Annotated in this window: 20 protein-coding genes and 1 pseudogene; 10 read left to right on the forward strand and 11 right to left on the reverse strand. The window is 69.0% G+C overall.

Annotated elements, in window-relative coordinates; translation table 11 throughout:
* Positions 1-76 precede the first annotated feature (76 nt).
* Positions 77-805 carry a TetR/AcrR family transcriptional regulator gene (locus ACJ512_RS08345; protein ID WP_407688108.1) on the forward strand — a complete coding sequence of 243 codons (729 nt, stop codon included), beginning with the start codon at positions 77-79 and terminating at the stop codon, positions 803-805.
* Between the two features lie 48 nt (positions 806-853).
* Here ACJ512_RS08345 and ACJ512_RS08350 read toward each other — a convergent pair.
* Positions 854-1,222 (reverse strand): annotated as a pseudogene (locus ACJ512_RS08350) (MFS transporter); the annotation flags it as partial.
* A gap of 194 nt (positions 1,223-1,416) precedes the next feature.
* The gene (locus tag ACJ512_RS08355; RefSeq protein WP_461479895.1) at positions 1,417-2,814 is read right to left on the reverse strand and encodes an IS1380 family transposase; all 1,398 of its coding nucleotides are present in this window, start codon (positions 2,812-2,814) and stop codon (positions 1,417-1,419) included.
* Positions 2,815-3,008: 194 nt separating this feature from the next.
* On the opposite strand from ACJ512_RS08355, the gene ACJ512_RS08360 reads away from it, so the two are divergent.
* The gene (locus tag ACJ512_RS08360; protein ID WP_407688209.1) at positions 3,009-3,674 is read left to right on the forward strand and encodes a TetR/AcrR family transcriptional regulator; all 666 of its coding nucleotides are present in this window, start codon (positions 3,009-3,011) and stop codon (positions 3,672-3,674) included.
* Positions 3,675-3,775: 101 nt separating this feature from the next.
* The gene (locus tag ACJ512_RS08365) at positions 3,776-5,335 is read left to right on the forward strand and encodes a flavin-containing monooxygenase (protein ID WP_407688210.1); all 1,560 of its coding nucleotides are present in this window, start codon (positions 3,776-3,778) and stop codon (positions 5,333-5,335) included.
* On the opposite strand, the gene ACJ512_RS08370 is transcribed toward ACJ512_RS08365, so the two are convergent.
* Positions 5,325-5,864 carry a TetR family transcriptional regulator gene (locus ACJ512_RS08370; protein WP_407688211.1) on the reverse strand — a complete coding sequence of 180 codons (540 nt, stop codon included), beginning with the start codon at positions 5,862-5,864 and terminating at the stop codon, positions 5,325-5,327. The genes ACJ512_RS08365 and ACJ512_RS08370 overlap by 11 nt on opposite strands.
* On the reverse strand, positions 5,848-6,294 hold the full coding sequence (locus ACJ512_RS08375; protein WP_407688212.1) for an SRPBCC family protein: 447 nt from the start codon (positions 6,292-6,294) through the stop codon (positions 5,848-5,850). The genes ACJ512_RS08370 and ACJ512_RS08375 overlap by 17 nt, the downstream gene beginning before the upstream one ends.
* A gap of 190 nt (positions 6,295-6,484) precedes the next feature.
* On the opposite strand from ACJ512_RS08375, the gene nrdF reads away from it, so the two are divergent.
* Positions 6,485-7,459, forward strand: a complete 975-nt coding sequence (gene nrdF, locus ACJ512_RS08380) for a class 1b ribonucleoside-diphosphate reductase subunit beta (RefSeq protein ID WP_407688213.1) — start codon at positions 6,485-6,487, stop codon at positions 7,457-7,459.
* Positions 7,460-7,475: 16 nt separating this feature from the next.
* On the opposite strand, the gene ACJ512_RS08385 is transcribed toward nrdF, so the two are convergent.
* Genes ACJ512_RS08385 through ACJ512_RS08395 form a run of 3 tightly spaced genes read right to left on the reverse strand, consistent with a single transcriptional unit; the run spans position 7,476 to position 8,893 of the window.
* Positions 7,476-7,889, reverse strand: a complete 414-nt coding sequence (locus ACJ512_RS08385; RefSeq protein WP_407688232.1) for a pyridoxamine 5'-phosphate oxidase family protein — start codon at positions 7,887-7,889, stop codon at positions 7,476-7,478.
* A 44-nt stretch (positions 7,890-7,933) separates the two neighbouring features.
* Positions 7,934-8,506, reverse strand: coding sequence for a restriction endonuclease (locus ACJ512_RS08390; protein WP_407688214.1), 573 nt, complete (start codon positions 8,504-8,506; stop codon positions 7,934-7,936).
* A 60-nt stretch (positions 8,507-8,566) separates the two neighbouring features.
* Positions 8,567-8,893 (reverse strand): hypothetical protein, encoded by a 327-nt coding sequence (locus ACJ512_RS08395; protein ID WP_407688215.1) that lies wholly within the window; start codon positions 8,891-8,893, stop codon positions 8,567-8,569.
* A gap of 155 nt (positions 8,894-9,048) precedes the next feature.
* Between ACJ512_RS08395 and ACJ512_RS08400 the strand changes: the two genes are divergently transcribed.
* A complete protein-coding gene (locus tag ACJ512_RS08400) occupies positions 9,049-9,474 on the forward strand; it encodes a DUF3349 domain-containing protein (RefSeq protein WP_407688216.1) in 426 nt (141 codons plus the stop codon).
* Here ACJ512_RS08400 and ACJ512_RS08405 read toward each other — a convergent pair.
* The 4 genes from ACJ512_RS08405 to ACJ512_RS08420 form a co-directional block, all read right to left on the reverse strand.
* Positions 9,463-10,503 carry an NAD(P)-dependent alcohol dehydrogenase gene (locus tag ACJ512_RS08405; RefSeq protein WP_407688217.1) on the reverse strand — a complete coding sequence of 347 codons (1,041 nt, stop codon included), beginning with the start codon at positions 10,501-10,503 and terminating at the stop codon, positions 9,463-9,465. The genes ACJ512_RS08400 and ACJ512_RS08405 overlap by 12 nt on opposite strands.
* Positions 10,504-10,637: 134 nt before the next feature.
* Positions 10,638-11,003: a hypothetical protein gene (locus ACJ512_RS08410; protein ID WP_461480026.1), complete on the reverse strand. Its 366-nt coding sequence runs from the start codon at positions 11,001-11,003 to the stop codon at positions 10,638-10,640.
* Between the two features lie 62 nt (positions 11,004-11,065).
* On the reverse strand, positions 11,066-11,584 hold the full coding sequence (locus ACJ512_RS08415) for a hypothetical protein (protein ID WP_461480027.1): 519 nt from the start codon (positions 11,582-11,584) through the stop codon (positions 11,066-11,068).
* A 282-nt stretch (positions 11,585-11,866) separates the two neighbouring features.
* Entirely contained in the window at positions 11,867-12,979 is a 1,113-nt protein-coding gene (locus tag ACJ512_RS08420; RefSeq protein ID WP_407688233.1) for an iron-siderophore ABC transporter substrate-binding protein, read from the reverse strand.
* 177 nt (positions 12,980-13,156) lie between these two features.
* Between ACJ512_RS08420 and ctaD the strand changes: the two genes are divergently transcribed.
* The 5 genes from ctaD (at position 13,157) to ACJ512_RS08445 (ending at position 18,678) form a co-directional block, all read left to right on the forward strand.
* The gene (gene ctaD / locus ACJ512_RS08425) at positions 13,157-14,902 is read left to right on the forward strand and encodes an aa3-type cytochrome oxidase subunit I (RefSeq protein WP_407688220.1); all 1,746 of its coding nucleotides are present in this window, start codon (positions 13,157-13,159) and stop codon (positions 14,900-14,902) included.
* Between the two features lie 48 nt (positions 14,903-14,950).
* Positions 14,951-16,186 carry a phosphoserine phosphatase SerB gene (gene serB / locus ACJ512_RS08430; protein WP_407688221.1) on the forward strand — a complete coding sequence of 412 codons (1,236 nt, stop codon included), beginning with the start codon at positions 14,951-14,953 and terminating at the stop codon, positions 16,184-16,186.
* Between the two features lie 61 nt (positions 16,187-16,247).
* A complete protein-coding gene (locus ACJ512_RS08435) occupies positions 16,248-17,090 on the forward strand; it encodes an ABC transporter ATP-binding protein (RefSeq protein WP_407688222.1) in 843 nt (280 codons plus the stop codon).
* Positions 17,087-17,917, forward strand: a complete 831-nt coding sequence (locus ACJ512_RS08440; RefSeq protein WP_407688223.1) for an NUDIX hydrolase — start codon at positions 17,087-17,089, stop codon at positions 17,915-17,917. The genes ACJ512_RS08435 and ACJ512_RS08440 overlap by 4 nt, the downstream gene beginning before the upstream one ends.
* The gene (locus ACJ512_RS08445; protein ID WP_407688224.1) at positions 17,914-18,678 is read left to right on the forward strand and encodes an enoyl-CoA hydratase; all 765 of its coding nucleotides are present in this window, start codon (positions 17,914-17,916) and stop codon (positions 18,676-18,678) included. The genes ACJ512_RS08440 and ACJ512_RS08445 overlap by 4 nt, the downstream gene beginning before the upstream one ends.
* Positions 18,679-18,680 lie beyond the last annotated feature (2 nt).

An 18,680-nucleotide genomic window follows, 5' to 3' on the forward strand; every position in this document is an offset into this window, starting at 1 on the left:
ACACTCGCAGGGCGGCAGACAGCCAGTCTGCCCAGGTCAGCCACGGCAACGCGGTATGGTGCTTGACGTGGTGAGAATGCCTCGACCTTCTCGGCCCCACCCCAGCGTCCAACCCGGGGCCAAGGTCGACGCGCGCAGCGAACGCTGGCGCGAACACCGCAAGAAGGTGCGCGGCGAGATCGTCGACGCGGCGTTCCGGGCCATCGACCGGCTCGGGCCGGAGCTGAGCGTGCGGGAGATCGCCGAGGAGGCCGGCACCGCGAAACCGAAGATCTACCGCCATTTTCACGACAAGTCCGACCTGTTCCAGGCGATCGGGGAACGCCTGCGCGACATGCTCTGGGCGGGGATCTTCACCTCGATCGATCTGAAGACCGACTCGGCTCGCGAGGTGATCCGGCGCGCCGTCGAGGAGTACGTCAACCTCGTCGACCAGCACCCCAACGTGTTGCGGGTCTTCATCCAGGGCCGCTCGGCGGCCAGTCCCCAGATCCTCGACGAGGGTCGCGGCATCACGCTGGCCGTGGCCGACATGTTCGACAACGAGCTGCGCGAGATGGAACTGGACCACGCGGCGGTGGAACTGGCCGGGAACGCTGCCTTCGGGTCGGCCGCCTCGGCCACCGAGTGGTGGCTGGGCCCCGAGGCGGACAGCCCGCGACGCATGCCGCGCGACCAGTTCGTCGCCCACCTGACGACGATCATGGTGGGGGTCATCGTCGGCACCGCCGAGGCGCTCGGCATCTCGATGGATCCCGACCGGCCGATCCACGACGTGGTGCCTGCCAAACCCGCCGCCGGCTGAGCGCCGCTATCCCGTCGCGGAATTCCCGCCTCGGCCCACGAAGACGGCCAGCACCGCGCCGCCGACGGTGCCGATCAGGCCGATGCCCACCGACGTGGCGGCGAAGCCGATCACGCCGACGAAGAACGCCCGGCGCCTGCCGAAGCGATCGCCGAGCTTGCCGCCGAAGATCAGCAGCGAGGCCAGCGCCAGCATGTAGGCGTCGGTGATCCACTGCAGGTCCGACAGGGAGGCGTGCAGGTCATCGGCGATCCGCGGGTTGGCGATGGCCACGACGGACGCGTCGAGGCCGACCATGATCACGCCCATGGAGACGGCCAGCAGGGTCCACCACGGATTGCCCCGCAAGCCCCGGCGACTCGGCGCCGCGTGCCGGCCTTGGCCGGCCAGCTCCGGGGCAGTCAGTGCGAGCGACATGTTTGCTCCATTCATATGTGGAGGTTAGCCTCGATTTTTCGTGCGGGTGGGGTTCGGGGGTGCTGAGCCATGAAGATCGCTGAGCGATAGCGATTTTGGGCTTGGGGTGTGTTTGGCCGTCCCGTGTCGCCGGGGTGGGCGGGCTTTCCTATGGCCGGTGGGTCTTTCGGGTCGTCGGGGCGGGTTTGCGGTGGTCAGGGGAAGGCGGCGCGGATGCGCTGCCAGGCGGTTGCGATGGCACCGGCCCAGCGCCAGGTGGCGTCGATGCGCAGCCGTAGTTGGCGGGCGCCGCGGGTGATGCGGGCCGCGACGTGCAGGACCCGGTAGCGGAAGGCGGTGATCTCGCAGCGGGCCAGCTGCGGGGCGTCGGTGAATCCGATCAGTTGGGCCCAGGCGACCAGATCGGCGGCGGCCAGGACGATTTCGAGCCAGGCGGCGTTGGACTGGAAATCATGACAGGGCAGGTTGGCCAGGCCGGCGGCTTTGGCTTCGCGGATGCGGTCCTCGACGCGGGCGTGCTGGCGGTGGCGCAGTTCCAGACCGGCCAGCTGCCCGGGAACCATCCCCGGTGGGGTGTCGGTGATGAAGGCGGTCACCCGCATGCCGTCGATGTCGGTGAAGCGCAGCTGCGCCCCGGGGTGTGGGCGTTCTTTGCGCAGCACCAGCCGGGTCCCGGCAGGCCAGGCCGACAGGTTGACCAGGCCGGTGGCCTCGGCCACCCACGCCCCGTCCCGGATCTGCCCATCGGAGTCGATCCCCGGATACCAGCCATCGCCGAGGTTGAGGGTGTCCACGGCGTCCTGGACCCGGGCATCGACGGGAAACCCGAAGGAGAACCCGACCCCGTGATCGCGGCAGGCCTGGGCAAACTTGTGGGTGGCTCCGGCGGAATCTGAGCGCACCACCACCGCCGGCGCAGCCGGGTTCTGCGGGCCGGGACGCCAATCTGCCGGCAGCGAATCCAAAGCCTGCTGAAGGACCGTGACGTGATCGGCGGCGGTATTGGATCCGGCGTTGCCTTTGCGCAGCAGCCCGGCCAGGGCCTCACCGCCGGCGATCTCCGGGCGGTCCAGAAACGCCAGCAGCGGGTGATGGCCGAACGACTTCTTCCACGTCGGCGCCGCCTGCGCCTTGTTGTCGGAATGGTCGATGACCAGCGTGGCGTCGATGTCGATGTACAGCGGCACACCCGCCGGGGGCGCGGCCCCGGCCGCCCAGGCCGCCGCCCGCGCCGATGCCCGCGCGGTGCGAACCTTCGGCAGGTGCGCGGCATCGATGCGATAATCGATCAGCCGCCACATCGTCGTTGTCGAGGCCTTGGCCCCGAACACATGCTCGCGATCCCCACACAACTGGCCGACCCCGTCGATGCAGTCCGCCCCGTCAGCCACCGCCGCGGCAAGATCGGCGAACACCGCACCCGGGGCATAAGTCCACGGCCCCTTGTAAGTATCGGCCAACACCGCCGTGACCTGCGCTGATAACCCGGTCAGATCGGCCAGTTCCCGCAACAGCCCCATCCCGGCGTGCGACACCACCCCGCGACCGTCCGCCGATACTTTCACCCGCCGCGTCACCGCGATACTCTTCACTTGCGAAGTGCCTTCCGCTCGCCATATGGAAACCTAGAGAATTCCCATTATGCGTTGCAGGACAGGCACTTTCGCGCATCAACACCCAGCTACTTCGGCATTCCGCGAAAAATCCGGGTTAGTTAGCACTTATCCGCCTCCGGCGATAGGCAGAAGTGGATGCTTGTCTCCAGTTACGCCGCTATACTCGACCTGTGATTTCCAGCGCAACGTCGCGCGCAGAGGGAGCCAGGCCACTGCGGGCCGACGCGAAACTCAACCGCGACCGGATCGTCGTCGCCGCGGCCGAGCTGTTCGCTGAGCGCGGGCTGTCGGTGCCGCTCGAGGAAATCGCCGCCCGCGCCGGGGTGGGGGTGGCCACGCTCTACCGGCGGTTCCCGACCCGCGCCGACCTGGCGGCCGCGACGTTCGAGCGCAACATCTCCCGCTACACCCGGGCCGTGGAGCGCGCCCTGGACAATCCGGATGCCTGGGACGGATTCGCCGCGCTGGTGTTCGAGTTGTGCGAGATGCAGGCCGGCGACGCCGGGCTGCGCGACCTGTTGACGACGGCGTTCCCCGCCAGCAGCGCCGTGGAGCAGCGCACCAATGAGACGGTGGAGAAACTCAGGGCCCTGATCGGGCGCGCGCAGGCCGAGGGCACCCTGCGGCCGGACGTGGTGGCCGCCGACATCGTCGTGATGTTGCTGGCCAACGCGGGCGTGTTGCGCGCCACCGGGACGTCGGCCCCGGACGCGTGGCGCCGGCTGGCGGCACTGATGCTCGACGCCTTCCGGGCGCGCCCGGCCACACCGCTGCCGCCGACTCCGCCGGAGCACCAACTGCGCCGCTCCATCGCGCTGCTCACCGAGGGGCGCTGAACGCCGGAGGTTACCCGAACCTGCGTTGACAGCCTTCCGCCGGCCCGACAGACTGGGTTCGACAAGTACCCGGTACCGGCGTTCCCAGGAAGGACCGCAGCATGACCATTGCCGAGCCCACTCCGGCGACGCAGGCGCAGGAGCCGGTGCACACCCGCGCCCTGATCATCGGGACGGGTTTCTCCGGTCTGGGAATGGCCATCAAGCTGCAGCAGCGGGGCGTGGACTTCGTCATCCTGGAAAAGGCCGACGACGTCGGCGGCACCTGGCGGGACAACAGCTACCCAGGGTGCGCCTGCGACATCCCGTCGCACCTGTACTCGTTCTCCTTCGAGCCCAAGCCGGACTGGCGCAACCCGTTCTCCTATCAGCCCGAGATCTGGGACTACCTCAGGGGAGTCACCGACAAATACGGGCTGCGCCGCCACATCGTGTTCGATTCGCTGGTCGACCGCGCCCACTGGGACGACGTCGAGGACCGCTGGCACGTGTTCACCTCCGACGGCCGCGAATACGTCGCGCAGTTCCTGATCTCGGGTGCGGGTGCGCTGCACATCCCGTCCATCCCCGACTTCGCGGGCCGCGCCGAATTTCGCGGCCCCGCTTTCCATTCCGCGCAGTGGGACCACAGCGTCGACCTGACCGGCAAGCGGGTGGCGATCATCGGGACCGGCGCGAGCGCCATCCAGATCGTGCCGGAGATCGTCGGGCAGGTCGCCGAACTGCAGCTCTACCAGCGCACGCCGCCGTGGGTGGTGCCGCGCTCCAACCCCGAGTTCCCGCCGGCGCTGCGCCGGGCGATGGCGAACGTTCCCGGGCTGCGGGCCCTGGTGCGCGCCGGGATCTACTGGGCGCAGGAGGCGCTGGCCATCGGCATGACCAAGCGCCCGGACCTGCTGAAGTTCATCGAGGCCTACGTCAAATACAACATTCGCCGCTCGGTCAAGGACCGCGAGCTGCGCCGCAAGCTGCTCCCGCACTACCGCATCGGGTGCAAGCGAATCCTGAACTCCTCCACCTATTACCGCGCGGTCGCCGACCCCAAGACCCAACTGATCACCGAGCACATCGCGCGGATCACGCCCGACGGGATCGTCACGGCCGACGGCGTCGAGCACAAGGCCGACGTGATCGTGTTCGCCACCGGCTTCCACGTCACCGACTCCTATACCTACGTCCAGATCAAGGGGCGCGACGGTGAGGACCTGGTGGACCGCTGGAACCGGGAGGGGATCGCCGCGCACCGCGGCATCACCGTCGCCGGCATGCCCAACCTGTTCTTCCTGTTGGGGCCGAACACCGGGCTGGGGCACAACTCGGTGGTGTTCATGATCGAATCCCAGATCCACTACGTCGCCGACGCGATCGCGGCCTGCGACAAGCGCGGCGCGCAGGCGCTGGCGCCGACGCGCGCCGCCCAGGCCGCGTTCAACGACGAGCTGCAGCGCAGGCTGGGGCCGTCGGTGTGGAACAGCGGCGGCTGCAGCAGCTGGTATCTGGACGAGCACGGCAAGAACACGGTGCTGTGGGGCGGATACACCTGGCAGTACTGGCGCCAGACCCGTTCGGTCAGGCCCGGGGAATATCAGTTCTTCGGGTTCGGGGAGGGCGCGCCGGGCCGGCCGTCGGCAGCTCCGCTGGGGGCTGCGGTCAACGGCTGAGCAACTCGATGAAGGCCCGCGCGGCGGCGTCCACACCGGCGTCGTCGTCGGTGGCCACCAGATCCAGCAACAGCCCGCGGGTCACGGCCAGCCCCAGCCTTGCCATCGCGCGGTCGTAGGGCGCGCCGGCGTTGGCCTCGACGTCGCGCAGCCAGTCCTCGACGGCGCCGGGGACCATGCGGGTGAACGGCTTTTCGCCCTGGGCCGCGCGCGAATAGCACTCGAAGAAGAGGCGTTCCAGCTGCCGGAGTTCCGGGCGGCGCAGGTCGGCCCACATGGCGGCGAAGCTCTCGGCCGGGTGCATCGGCAGCTCGGGGACGAGGGCCATCTGGCGGCGTTCGGCCTCCTCGACGATCGCGACCAACAGATCTTCGCGTGACCCGAAGTGGTGCAACAGCATTCGGTGGCTGGTTCCGACTGCCGCGGCCACGTCGCGCAGCGAACGGTCGCCGATGCCGCCCGCGGCGAACTCGTCGAAGACGGCCTGGAGCAGGTCCCGCCGCCGCTGCAGGTCAGGAGTGCGGACCATCGGCCCCGCTCAGCCGCTCGGCGCGGGCCTTGAGGCCGCGGGCCTCGAGTTCGAGGAAGCGCCTGGTCCGCCTGACCGTCAGCCGCCCGACCAGCGTGCCGAGCACGCCGCCCTGGTCGAGTTCCTGGCGTACCAGGGTGCGGCCGCCGGGCAGCGCGCCGACGTGGTGACGGGCGGTCACTCGCACGCCGGGGGAGCGGTGCACCCACGTCCACGCTGCACCGGGCTGGAGCTCGGTGACCCGCCAGATGAGTTTCTGCAGGCCGGGCTGTTTGATCGCGAACCGTTTGCCGACGGCGAGGCCGGCTCCGTCGAGCCCGGACAGCGACGTCACCGAGGCGGTCCATTCGGGCCAGCGCTCGACGTCGCTGAAGACGTCCCAGACGCGCTGCGGTGCGGCGTCTATCTCGATGCTATCGCCGGTAAACATGTACCAAATGGTACATTAATCGGGCGGGATTGCACACGCGGGCCTGCGATGCGTGGGCCCGCCGCCGATGCGCCCCGACGCGGCGACACGCGAACACAACGTGTTGTGTTACCCCGGCTTGTCGTACCCCAGGGGTAGTGTTTGGGCTCTAGGTAACGGCAGGCAAACCGTCTGGTGAAGTGGGGTTCTGGTGACCGACAACATAAAGCTGATTGACCGCGTCTCGGCGATCAACTGGAACCGGCTGCACGACGACAAGGACGCCGAGGTCTGGGACCGGCTGACCGGCAACTTCTGGCTGCCCGAGAAGGTGCCGGTGTCCAACGACCTCCCGTCCTGGGGCACGCTGACCGCCGGCGAGAAGCAGCTGACGATGCGGGTCTTCACGGGGCTGACGTTGCTGGACACCATCCAGGGCACGGTCGGGGCGGTCAGTCTGATCCCCGATGCGCTGACCCCGCACGAGGAGGCGGTGCTGACCAACATCGCGTTCATGGAGTCGGTGCACGCCAAGAGCTACAGCTCGATCTTCTCCACGCTGTGCTCGACCGCCGAGATCGACGACGCGTTCCGCTGGTCGGAGGAGAACCCCAACCTGCAGCGCAAGGCCGAGATCGTCATGCAGTACTACCGCGGCGACGAGCCGCTGAAGCGCAAGGTCGCCTCCACGCTGCTGGAAAGCTTCCTGTTCTACTCCGGGTTCTACCTGCCGATGTACTGGTCGAGCCGGGCCAAGCTGACCAACACCGCCGACATGATCCGGCTGATCATCCGCGACGAGGCCGTCCACGGCTACTACATCGGCTACAAGTTCCAGCGCGGCCTGGCGCTGGTCGACGACGCCAAGCGGGCCGAGCTCAAGGACTACACCTACGAGCTGCTCTTCGAGCTCTACGACAACGAGGTGGAGTACACCCAAGACCTCTACGACCAGGTCGGGCTGACGGAGGACGTCAAGAAGTTCCTGCGCTACAACGCCAACAAGGCGCTGATGAACCTCGGATACGAGGCGTTGTTCCCGCGTGACGAGACCGACGTGAACCCCGCCATCCTGTCGGCGTTGTCGCCCAACGCCGACGAGAACCACGACTTCTTCTCCGGCTCGGGATCGAGCTACGTGATCGGCAAGGCCGTCAACACCGAAGACGAGGACTGGGACTTCTAGGAAGTGCGGGACGGGCCTACGGGCCCGTCAGGCGCAGGCCGGTGACGATCTCCGGCTCGATCGCCACGACGGTGTCGGCGTGATTCACCCACGGGTGCAGCAGTTGCTCGTAGCGGGCGACGAGGTCGGGATCGGTCACGGTTCGCGCGTGGCCGGTCACGACGACGCTCCAGCCGGTCCGGGTGCGGCGGTCGAGGTCGTCGGCCTCGTAGGCCACGACGACGTGATCGGAGTTGCGCACGGCGGCGGAGATCGCCGAGGTCAGCCGGCAGCGGATGATGATGACGCCGTCATCCACCAGGTGGTTGACCGGGCGGATCGCCGGCAGCGCCTGCAGGTCGAAGACGACCCGCCCGACGTCGATGCCGGCCAGCAACCGCATCGCCTCGGCCTTGTCCAATCGCTCGGCGCCGTCCGGCAGCTGCGCCAAGCCAAGGCCGCCGTCGTACCCGTGTTGATTCACATTGTTAATTGTTAAGCTCCGCTAAGTGGGCGATAGGGCCTTAAGGCCCGCCGTCGGCCCATACTTGCGGGCGGCACCCAGGCCTGCAGCGCTTTGCGTCCGATCAGCTGACAGCCGTGCGTGTGTGCCAATTGCTTTGCGGCGGCTGTGAACTCCTGGTTGCTGACCACGATGCTGCGCGTGCATCCGTGGTGGCGTGCCCCGGAGACCACCTGCTGGACGGCCGCGACGCCGACCGGTTTGCCGTAGCGCTTGCACTGAACCGCCACCCGCTGGCCGTCCTTCTCGGCGATCAGGTCGACGCCGTAGTCCCCGACCGCCGGGGTGAGTCCCACCCGCCAGCCCGCCCGGCCCAGGCGTGCGGCGACATAACCCTCGAACTCGACGCCGTCCATGGCGTCGACCGCGTGCATCGTCGCGCGGCCCCGGTGTCCGCGCGGCCAGCGCCGGTTGGTTGCCCACGCCAGGAGCGCCTCGAGCAACACCGCCACGTAGAAGCCCACGACACCCGCCCCCGGGCTGCGCTGGACGACGCCGACCAGCAGCCCGCAGGCGAGCGGAACGACAAAGAGTGCCTTGCTCATTCGCGGGCCGGGTCCCTGTGCACGACTCGATGGTAGGGACGGGCGCTGACACGGCCGCCGCTAGGAGAAGTCGGGCACGACCTCGCGGACCACCGGCAGGTATTGCGGGCAGTAGTTTTTCACGGAGAGCCCCACCACCCGCTGGGCCGCCGTCCTGGAGATCGCGCTGCGGTCCATCGTGTCGGCGACGGCTGCGTTGAAGCCCTGCACGTCCGGGTACTGGCCCAACTGTGCGCATGTCGTCTGCGCGTACCGGCTCGACAGCCGCTCCAGCTCTTCCTCGGGCGGGTCGGCCGAGGCCCGCGGCAGCCCCGGGCCCCACGTTGCCGCAAGGATTCCGGCGCCCGCCAGCACTACTGCCGCCGATCGCATGGTTCGCGTGATCACGGTGGTCGTCCCCTAACGGCGCCGGTTCCCGCTCAGCTTCGCACACCGGCCACTTCACAACCCGGACATGGTCGTGCCGTGAACGGCATATGAATTGTGGGGATGGCGAGACGCCGCGGTGGCGCCGGCGACACCGCTGCCGTGACACTGTGTGGGTGACGAAAACCCCCTCCTCGCACAACGATCACCACCACCATTTCTGCCGTTCAGTGATCCGCTGGCTGCAGGTCGGCTACCCGAACGGCGTGCCCGGCCCCGACCGGGTGCCGCTGATGGCACTGCTGCGCAGCACACCCCTGACCGAGGACCAGATCCGTGAGGTGGTGCGCAACATCACCGCGGAGGAAGGATCCCCGGAGACGATCGACCATCCCATCGATCGCGACGAGATCGCCGAATTCATCTCCGACATGACCCACTACGACGCCGGCAAGGAGAACGTCATCCGGGTGGCCGCCACGCTGGCCGCGGCCGGGTGGCCGCTGGCCGGCATCGACGTCAGCGAGGTCATCCCCGGCGACGAGGACGGCGAGGCGGCCGAGCGGATGGCGGCGCGGCCGGCGGTTGCCTCAGAGGCGTGAGGTGTCGATGACGAAGCGGTAGCGCACGTCGCTGGCCAGCACGCGCTCGTAGGCTTCGTTGACGTAGTCCGGCTCGATGACCTCGATCTCGGGCGTCACGTCGTGCTCGGCGCAGAAGTCGAGCATCTCCTGGGTTTCGGCGATCCCGCCGATGTTCGACCCCGACAGGCTGCGCCGCATCAGTGCCAGCGCGAACGCCGGCACCTCCATCGGGTGCTCGGGGATGCCGAGTTCGACGAGCGTCCCGTCGACTTCCAGCAGGTTGAGGTAGTCGCCGAGCTTCAGGTTGGCCGAGACGGTGTTCAGGATGAGGTCGAAGCTGCCGCGCAGGTTGCGGAACGTGTCGCGGTCGGAGGTCGCGTAGTAGTGGCTGGCCCCCAGCCGAAGCCCGTCCTCCATCTTCTTCAGCGACTGCGACAGCACCGTCACCTCGGCGCCCATCGCCGCCCCCAGCTTGACGCCCATGTGCCCGAGCCCGCCCAGGCCGATCACGGCGAGCCGGGTGCCGGGACCGGCGTTCCAGTGCCGCAGCGGCGAATACAGCGTGATGCCCGCGCACAGCAGCGGCGCGGCCTTGTCCAGCGGCAGCGAGGCGGGGATCCGCAGGACGTAGTTCTCGTCGACGACGATCGCCTGGCTGTAGCCGCCGTAGGTGCGCTGGCCGTCGCGGCCGATCGCGTTGTAGGTGGTCGTCATGCCGCGCTTGCAGTACTGCTCGTTGCCGGCCAGGCAGCTGCTGCATTCCCGGCAGGAGTCCACGAAACAGCCCACGCCGACGTGGTCGCCGACCTTGTGCTTGGTCACCTCGGAGCCCACCGCGGTCACCACGCCGGCGATCTCGTGCCCGGGGACCACCGGGTAGTCGGGCTGGCCCCACTCGGCTTTGACGGTGTGGATGTCGGAGTGGCAGATCCCGGCGAACTTGATCTCGATCGCGACGTCGTGCGGACCCGGGTCGCGACGGGTGATGGTGGTCTTGGTCAGCGGTGCGGTCGGCGACGTGGCGGCATAAGCGGAAACAGTGCTCATCAACAGTCCTTTTCGGTGATAGCGCGTCTCGAAGAAGTTTAGCCAGGGTAAAGTCCTCCGGCCATGTGACGGTTCGGTCACCACCCTAGCCTCGCTTGCTGAGGGCGAAGTTTACGATCAGACCAAGTTGGTGTTCAGGCTGCGGTGGTGAATTGATTGAGGCTGCGGTCAAGGGTGCGCCATGCGCTCGACAGATCGCTGTGGCGAGCGAGATCGGTTGGGAGCCTTGGATTTAGCTCGGCCAAGTCGGGTGCCGGGATAAGTCCGTAGACCTTGGTGAATAGCACCGCGACGCGCCGGCCCCGCGGTGTGAGTTGGTAGCGGTGATGTCCGGACAGTCTGACGGTGAGGCCCTTGCGTTTGAGGCGGCGCAGGTCGTAGGTGGCCTGCCGGCTGGTGTAGGGGCCGCCCAGCAGGGCGGTGACGGCGCGGACCGGGGCAGGGTTATCGAACCCTGCGCGTAGGTGGGTAAATCCGACGACGGCGGCCATGACCGCCATCACCCGTGGGTCCCCGAACGGTAGTCCGGGGGCGTGTTGACCGTCGATCTGCGATGGTCGGGTCACCTGCGTGAAGGTGGCCACATCCGGAGCGGGTCGGGCATCGGCGGCTTGCGCGTCACACAGACGCTGGTTGGCGTTGTCGCCAAGCGCCCGTAGGGCTTTTTAGTTCTCGGCGGTGCCCAGGTGTGCCCATTGAGGTTGGTCTTCCAAAACGCCCCACCCCACTCGGGATCCCACAGATAGAAATAAAAGTGGTTGACGGAACCCATCTGCCGGCCCCACTCCATGTGCGGATGCGCCACGTGTTCTTGGCTCTTGGCCTTCCACGAGCGCCACACCGGGGTCTTTTCTTGGGCGATTCCGATCAGCACCACCTTGCCGTCCCCGCCCTCGTGCTCGGCGGCCTCGATCAACGGACGGGCAATCGCCTCCTTGTTCTCCCTCTTAACAAAGCGCCGCACCGGAATCGCGTTCGCCTTGGCCCACCGATACACCTCGGCGACGTACGCATCGCCGATCTTGCCGAACGCCGCCGATGAGGAATCCCGAACCCTTTCTGCCAATACAGGAACTGGCATACCCCGCCCACGCACTGCAGTTTCGGCACATAGGCCTGCAGAAAGATCCGGTCCACCGATCGACACGTGACCGTCACATGATCCCGCAGTAAGGTTGCACAGTCGGCCGCGATCGCCTCCTTGGTCTCAACAACCCGAGGCTACGACCGACACGAGGACCGACACGAGGACCGACACGAGGGATCTCCCACCGCGGAGATCCCTCGCCTTATTCACATCTCGACCTAACGGCCGAGATCAACCCAACCAGCATCCGTTTCCGTATGAGGACGCTCGCTACGTCTAGTTGATCGGGGCGTTCACCCAGCGCAGGTCGTCGACGATGCCGCGGGCCGCGACCAGTCCCTGCCCGGTCTGCCAGATCTGGTCGTTGACGACGAAGACACGGTTGTCCTGAGTCGCCGAGAGCCTGCGCCAGGGCGCGCTGTCGAACAGGGTGGCGGCCCGCTGCGCGGCGGCCGGAGAGGCGCACGACACGTAGATGATGTCGGCGTCGGCGACGGAGAAGTCGGGCGACCTGGCCAGGTCGGCGTCGGTGGTGCCCATCTCGACATAGGCCTTGTCGGTGAACCGCTGCGCCGCCGGCCGGTCCACGCCCACCGCGTCGAGCACGCTGGCCGGGAAGTTCCTGGCGCCGTAGACGCGCATGGTGTCCGTGGTCAACTGCACAATCGAGGCCTGATAGTGAGTTGCGTCGTGCTTGGCCCCGACGCGGGCGGCCCGTGCGGCGAACCCGTCGATGAGCCCGTCGACGGCACCACCGCGGGCGGTGGCGGCGCCGAAACCGCGCAGGTTGTCCTCCCACGCCGCCCCGGCCGCCCCCGTGAACACGGTCGGGGCGATCGCCGCCAGCTGCGGGTACAGGGTGGGCGTCAGCCCCTGCGAACCCAGGATGAGATCGGGGTGCGCCGCCGCGATGCCGCCCAGGTCGGGCTTGGCGCGGGTACCGACCCCGGGCAGGTCGTGCACCGCGTTGCCCAGGTAGGAGGGCTGGCTCGACGCGCCGTCGGGCAGGGCGGCGGCGACGACCCGCGATTGCAGCCCCAGGGCGCACAGCGCGTCGAGCGCGTCACCGGCGAGCACCACGATGCGTTGCGCCTCGGCCGGCACCCCAACGACATCGGGGGTGACCCCCGCCGCGTTGTGGGCCTCCCGGGTCGCCGGCCCGGGATCCGCCGCGGCGGGCTCGCCCGCGCACGACTGGTCGGGCCGGCGGTCGTTGCCCAGCACGCCGGCGCCGGCGATCTGGGTGGTCGGGGTGACCAGCGTCCGGGTCGGGGAGGCGGCCCTGGTGCCCGGACCCGCGGAACCGCAGGCGCTGCACGCCGCCACCACCACGGCCGCCAGGCCGGCGGCGGTCGGCAGCAGGGGGGCGGTGCGGATCACGCGGAGCATGCCGGAGAGCACGAGCCCGACGCTAACATCCGGCCGGGTCGGCGCCGGGGTGTCGGCGACGACACGCCCGCGTCGCAGCGGCATATACGACAGTTTGTAGGACTCGTGCTGCCATCGGCATGATCGGAAGCTACGATGCGTGGTGAACGTGTCTGAGAAGGATGTTTGGAGGAGCAGTTGACAGCCGAAGCGCCCCCCTTGGGACAACTCGAGGCCGTCCGACCGTACCCACCGCGGACAGGTCCCAAAGGGAACCTCGTCTACAAGCTGATCACCACCACCGATCACAAGGTGATCGGCATCATGTACACCGTCACCTGCTTCGTGATGTTCTTCATCGGCGGGTTGATGGCGCTGCTGATGCGCACCGAGCTGGCGGCGCCGGGGCTGCAGTTCCTGTCCAACGAGCAGTACAACCAGCTGTTCACCATGCACGGCACCGTCATGCTGCTGCTGTATGCCACGCCGGTGGTGTTCGGCTTCGCCAACCTGGTGCTGCCGTTGCAGATCGGCGCACCCGACGTGGCGTTCCCGCGGCTGAACGCGTTCTCGTTCTGGCTGTTCCTGTTCGGCGCGCTGGTCGCCCTCGCGGGCTTCATCACCCCGGGCGGCGCCGCCGACTTCGGTTGGACCGCCTACACCCCGCTGACCGACGCCATCCACTCGCCCGGCGCGGGCGGCGACCTGTGGATCACCGGCCTGATCGTCGCCGGTCTGGGCACCATCCTGGGTGCGGTCAACATGATCACGACCGTGGTGTGCATGCGCGCCCCGGGGATGACGATGTTCCGGATGCCGATCTTCACCTGGAACATCCTGGTCACATCCATCCTGATCCTGATCGCGTTCCCGATCCTGACCGCCGCGCTGTTCGGGCTGGCCGCCGACCGCCACCTCGGGGCGCACGTGTTCGACCCGGCCAACGGCGGAGTCCTGTTGTGGCAGCACCTGTTCTGGTTCTTCGGCCACCCCGAGGTCTACATCGTGGCGCTGCCGTTCTTCGGCATCGCGACCGAGATCTTCCCGGTGTTCTCCCGCAAGCCCGTCTTCGGCTACACCACGCTGGTCTACGCGACGCTGTCGATCGCCGCGCTGTCGGTGGCGGTGTGGGCGCACCACATGTTCGCCACCGGCGCGGTGCTGCTGCCGTTCTTCTCGTTCATGACCTACCTCATCGCGGTGCCGACCGGGATCAAGTTCTTCAACTGGATCGGCACCATGTGGAAGGGCCAGTTGACCTTCGAGACGCCGATGCTGTTCTCGGTCGGCTTCCTGGTCACCTTCCTGCTGGGCGGGTTGACGGGTGTGCTGCTGGCCAGCCCGCCGCTGGACTTCCACGTGACGGACAGCTACTTCGTGGTGGCGCACTTCCACTACGTGCTGTTCGGCACCATCGTGTTCTCCACCTTCGCCGGCACCTACTTCTGGTTCCCGAAGATGACCGGCCGGCTGCTCGACGAGCGGCTGGGCAAGCTGCACTTCTGGCTGACGTTCATCGGCTTCAACGCCACGTTCCTGGTGCAGCACTGGCTCGGGGACATGGGCATGCCGCGCCGCTACGCCGACTACCTGCCCACCGACGGCTTCCAGGCGCTGAACATCGTCTCGACCGTTGGGGCGTTCATCCTGGGCGTGTCGATGTTCCCCTTCGTCTGGAACGTGTTCAAGAGCTGGCGCTACGGCGAAGTGGTCACCGTCGACGACCCGTGGGGCTACGGCAACTCGCTGGAGTGGGCGACCAGTTGCCCGCCGCCGCGGCACAACTTCACCGAGCTGCCCCGGATCCGTTCGGAGCGCCCCGCATTCGAGTTGCACTACCCGCACATGGTGGAGCGGCTGCGGCGCGAGGCGCACGTCGGTCGCGCTCATGGCCCGGCGGACAAGGACGTCACCCGAGCCGACGACGTGCACGTCCGCAGTTGACGAGCGGCAGCGGCCCCAGGCACGAATGAGCCACGAACGGAGCCGCGGGTGAGCGCCGCACCCAAGGTATCGGCGCTGATCACCGTCACCGGCGTGGATCAGCCGGGGGTGACGTCGGCGCTGTTCGAGGTGTTGTCCAAGCACGGCGTGGAACTGCTCAACGTCGAACAGGTGGTGATCCGGGGCCGGCTGACGCTGGGCGTGTTGGTGTCCTGCCCCGCGGAGGTCGCCGACGGCCCCGCGTTGCGGGGCGACGTCGAATCGGCCATCTTCGGGCTCGGGCTCGACGTCAGCATCGAGCGCAGCGACGACGTGCCGATCATCCGGACCCCGCCGAGCCACACCATCTTCGTGCTGGGCCGGCCGATCACGGCCGGCGCGTTCAGCGCGGTGGCCCGCGAGGTTGCGGCGCTGGGCGTCAACATCGACCTCATCCGCGGCGTCTCCGACTACCCCGTCACCGGTCTGGAACTGCGGGTCTCGGTGCCGCCGGGAGCCGACGTCCCGCTGCGCGCCGCCCTGAACCGCGTGTCCTGCGATGAGTGTGTCGACGTGGCGGTCGAGGAGTACAGCCTGGAGCGGCGGTCCAAGCGGCTGATCGTGTTCGACGTCGACTCCACCCTGGTCCAGGGCGAGGTGATCGAGATGCTGGCGGCCCGGGCGGGCGCCGGAGGAGCCGTCGCCGCGATCACCGAGGCGGCGATGCGCGGCGAGCTGGACTTCGCGGAGTCGCTGCAGCAACGGGTGGCGACCTTGACGGGCCTGCCCGCGACGGTGATCGACGAGGTCGCCGACCAGCTCGAACTGATGCCCGGCGCCCGGACCACGCTGCGCACGCTGCGGCGGCTGGGCTACCGCTGTGGCGTGGTCTCCGGGGGTTTCCGGGGCATCATCGACCCGCTGGCCCACGAGCTGATGCTGGACTTCGTCGCGGCCAACGAGCTGGAGATCGTCGACGGCGTTCTCACCGGGCGGGTCGTCGGCCCGATCGTCGACCGGGCCGGCAAGGCCGCGGCGCTGCGGGACTTCGCGGAGCAGGCCGGGGTGCCGATGGCCCAGACCGTCGCCGTCGGCGACGGCGCCAACGACATCGACATGCTGGCCGCCGCCGGGCTGGGCATCGCGTTCAACGCCAAGCCGGCGCTGCGCGAGGTCGCCGACGCGTCGTTGAGCCACCCCTACCTGGACACGGTGCTGTTCCTGCTGGGCATCACCCGCGGGGAGATCGAGGCCGCCGACGCGGTCGACGGCGAGGTGCGCCGCGTGGAGATTCCCCCCGCCTGAGCTGGGCGCGGGGGGGTGACCCGGCACTCGCGGCGGCGCCGCGGTACGGCACGATGGTCGGGTGCCCGAGAACGGAAGCGAGTCGGCCGACCCCGATCTGCTGCTCGACTTCAGGAACGTTTCGCTGCGCCGGGACGGGCGGAACCTGGTCGGGCCGCTGGATTGGGCCGTCGAGCTGGACGAACGCTGGGTGATCGTCGGCCCCAACGGGGCCGGGAAGACGTCGCTGTTGCGCATCGCGGCGGCCGCCGAGCACCCGTCGACGGGCGTCGCCTTCGTGCTCGGGGAGCAGCTGGGCCGGGTCGACGTGTCGGAGCTGCGCTCGCGGATCGGGCTGAGCTCGTCGTCGCTGGCGCAGCGGGTGCCCGGCGACGAGCTGGTGCGCGACCTGGTGGTCTCGGCCGGCTACGCGGTGCTGGGCCGCTGGCGCGAACGCTACGACGATGTCGACTACCGGCGAGCGGTCGACATGCTGGAGAGCCTCGGCGCCGAGCACCTCGCCAACCGCACCTACGGGACCCTGTCGGAGGGCGAGCGCAAGCGGGTGCTGATCGCGCGCGCGCTGATGACCGACCCGGAGCTGCTGCTGCTCGACGAGCCCGCCGCCGGCCTGGACCTGGGCGGCCGCGAGGAGCTGGTGGCCCGCCTGGCCGACCTGGCCGCCGACCCCGACGCCCCCGCGCTGGTGCTGGTCACCCACCACGTGGAGGAGATTCCCCCCGGCTTCAGCCACTGCATGCTGTTGTCGGAGGGCCGGGTGGTCGCCGCCGGCCTGCTGCCCGACGTCCTGACCGCGGAAAACCTGTCCACCGCGTTCGGCCAGTCGATCGCCCTGGACCTCATCGACGGACGGTATTTCGCGCGGCGGGTCCGCAGCCGCGCCGCTCATCGGAGGCAACTATGACGTCAACAACCGAGCCCCCGCTGGTTCCGCGCCCCGCGGCCACCGTGATGCTGGTCCGCGACGGCGCGGACGGCCTCGACGTCTTCCTGATGCGTCGCCACGCCAAGATGCACTTCGCCGCCGGGACCATGGTGTTTCCCGGTGGCGGCGTCGACGACCGCGACCGCGACGCGAGGCTGGAGCGGCTCGGCGCCTGGGCCGGACCGCCGCCACAGTGGTGGGCGCGGCGCTTCGGCATCGACACCGACCTGGCCGAGGCGCTGGTCTGCGCGGCGGCCCGGGAGACCTTCGAGGAATCGGGGGTGCTGTTCGCCGGGCCGGCCGGTGACCCGGACGGGATCGTCGGCGACGCGTCGGTGTACCGCGACGCCCGCCGGGCGCTCGCCAACGGGACGCTGTCGTTCGCCGACTTCCTGCGCGAAGAAAGCCTGGAGCTGCGGTCCGACCTGCTGCGCCCGTGGGCCAACTGGGTCACCCCGGAAGCCGAACGCACCCGCCGGTACGACACCTATTTCTTCGTGGCGGCCCTGCCGGAGGGCCAGCGCGCCGACGGGGAGAACACCGAGTCCGACCACGCCGGCTGGACGACGCCGCAGGCCGCCATCGACGACTTCGCCGCCGGCCGCAGCATCCTGCTGCCCCCGACGTGGACGCAGCTGGACTCGCTGTTGGGCCGGACCGTCGCCGACGTGCTGACCCTGGAACGCCAGATCGTCACCGTGCAGCCGAACCTCGAGATACGGGGCGACAACTGGGTTTTCGAGTTCTTCGATTCCGACCGCTACCACCGGGCCCGGGAGTCGGGCGGGCTGGAGTGGCGGCTTTGAGCGAGTTCGTCAGCGTCGTGGCGGGCGAGGGGCCGGCGGCGGGACTGGCAACGCTGGTGGTGTCGAGGCCACCCACCAACGCCATGACGCGGCAGGTCTACCGGGAGATCGCGGCCGCGGCCACCGACGTGGCGGGGCGTGACGACGTTGCCGCGGTGATCCTGTTCGGGGGCCACGAGATCTTCTCCGCCGGCGACGACATGCCCGAGCTGCGGACGCTGACGGCGCCGGAGGCCGACACCGCGGCCCGGGTGCGCCGCGAGGCGATCGACGCGGTCGCAGCCATCCCCAAGCCCACTGTGGCCGCGATCACCGGGTACGCGCTGGGCGCCGGACTGACGCTGGCCCTGGCCGCCGACTGGCGGGTCAGCGGCGACAACGTCAAGTTCGGGGCCACCGAGATCCTGGCCGGCCTGATCCCCGGCGGCGGGGGACTGGACCGGCTGACCCGCGCGGTGGGGGCGAGCAGGGCCAAGGAACTGGTGTTCAGCGGGCGCTTCTTCGACGCCCGGGAGGCCTGCGAGCTGGGCCTGATCGACCAGATGGTGGCCCCCGACGACGTGTACGAGGCCGCGGTCGCGTGGGCGGGGCGCTTCCTCGGCGCCCCGGCGCACGCGCTGGCCGCCGCCAAAGCCGGCATCAACGCCGCCTGTGGCGACCTGTGTGAAGTCCCGCCGGACGAGCGTGTCGCCGCCGAACGGCGCCGCTACGTCGAGGTGTTCGCCGCCGCTGCCCAGAACCGCGCCCCCGGCGGCGGTTAGGC

This window comes from Mycobacterium cajalii (assembly GCF_045809005.2).
In the GTDB taxonomy this organism is placed as follows: domain Bacteria; phylum Actinomycetota; class Actinomycetes; order Mycobacteriales; family Mycobacteriaceae; genus Mycobacterium.

Bases quoted from the DNA above. Each gene is read 5' to 3' on its own strand.
- ACJ512_RS08345 (WP_407688108.1), top strand. From the start codon at position 77: ATGCCTCGACCTTCTCGGCCCCACCCCAGCGTCCAACCCGGGGCCAAG.
- ACJ512_RS08365 (WP_407688210.1), top strand. From the start codon at position 3,776: ATGACCATTGCCGAGCCCACTCCGGCGACGCAGGCGCAGGAGCCGGTG.
- ACJ512_RS08370 (WP_407688211.1), bottom strand. From the start codon at position 5,864: ATGGTCCGCACTCCTGACCTGCAGCGGCGGCGGGACCTGCTCCAGGCC.
- ACJ512_RS08375 (WP_407688212.1), bottom strand. From the start codon at position 6,294: ATGTTTACCGGCGATAGCATCGAGATAGACGCCGCACCGCAGCGCGTC.
- ACJ512_RS08390 (WP_407688214.1), bottom strand. From the start codon at position 8,506: ATGAGCAAGGCACTCTTTGTCGTTCCGCTCGCCTGCGGGCTGCTGGTC.
- ACJ512_RS08405 (WP_407688217.1), bottom strand. From the start codon at position 10,503: ATGAGCACTGTTTCCGCTTATGCCGCCACGTCGCCGACCGCACCGCTG.
- ACJ512_RS08410 (WP_461480026.1), bottom strand. From the start codon at position 11,003: ATGGCGGTCATGGCCGCCGTCGTCGGATTTACCCACCTACGCGCAGGG.
- ACJ512_RS08415 (WP_461480027.1), bottom strand. From the start codon at position 11,584: ATGCCAGTTCCTGTATTGGCAGAAAGGGTTCGGGATTCCTCATCGGCG.
- ACJ512_RS08420 (WP_407688233.1), bottom strand. From the start codon at position 12,979: ATGCTCCGCGTGATCCGCACCGCCCCCCTGCTGCCGACCGCCGCCGGC.
- ACJ512_RS08440 (WP_407688223.1), top strand. From the start codon at position 17,087: ATGACGTCAACAACCGAGCCCCCGCTGGTTCCGCGCCCCGCGGCCACC.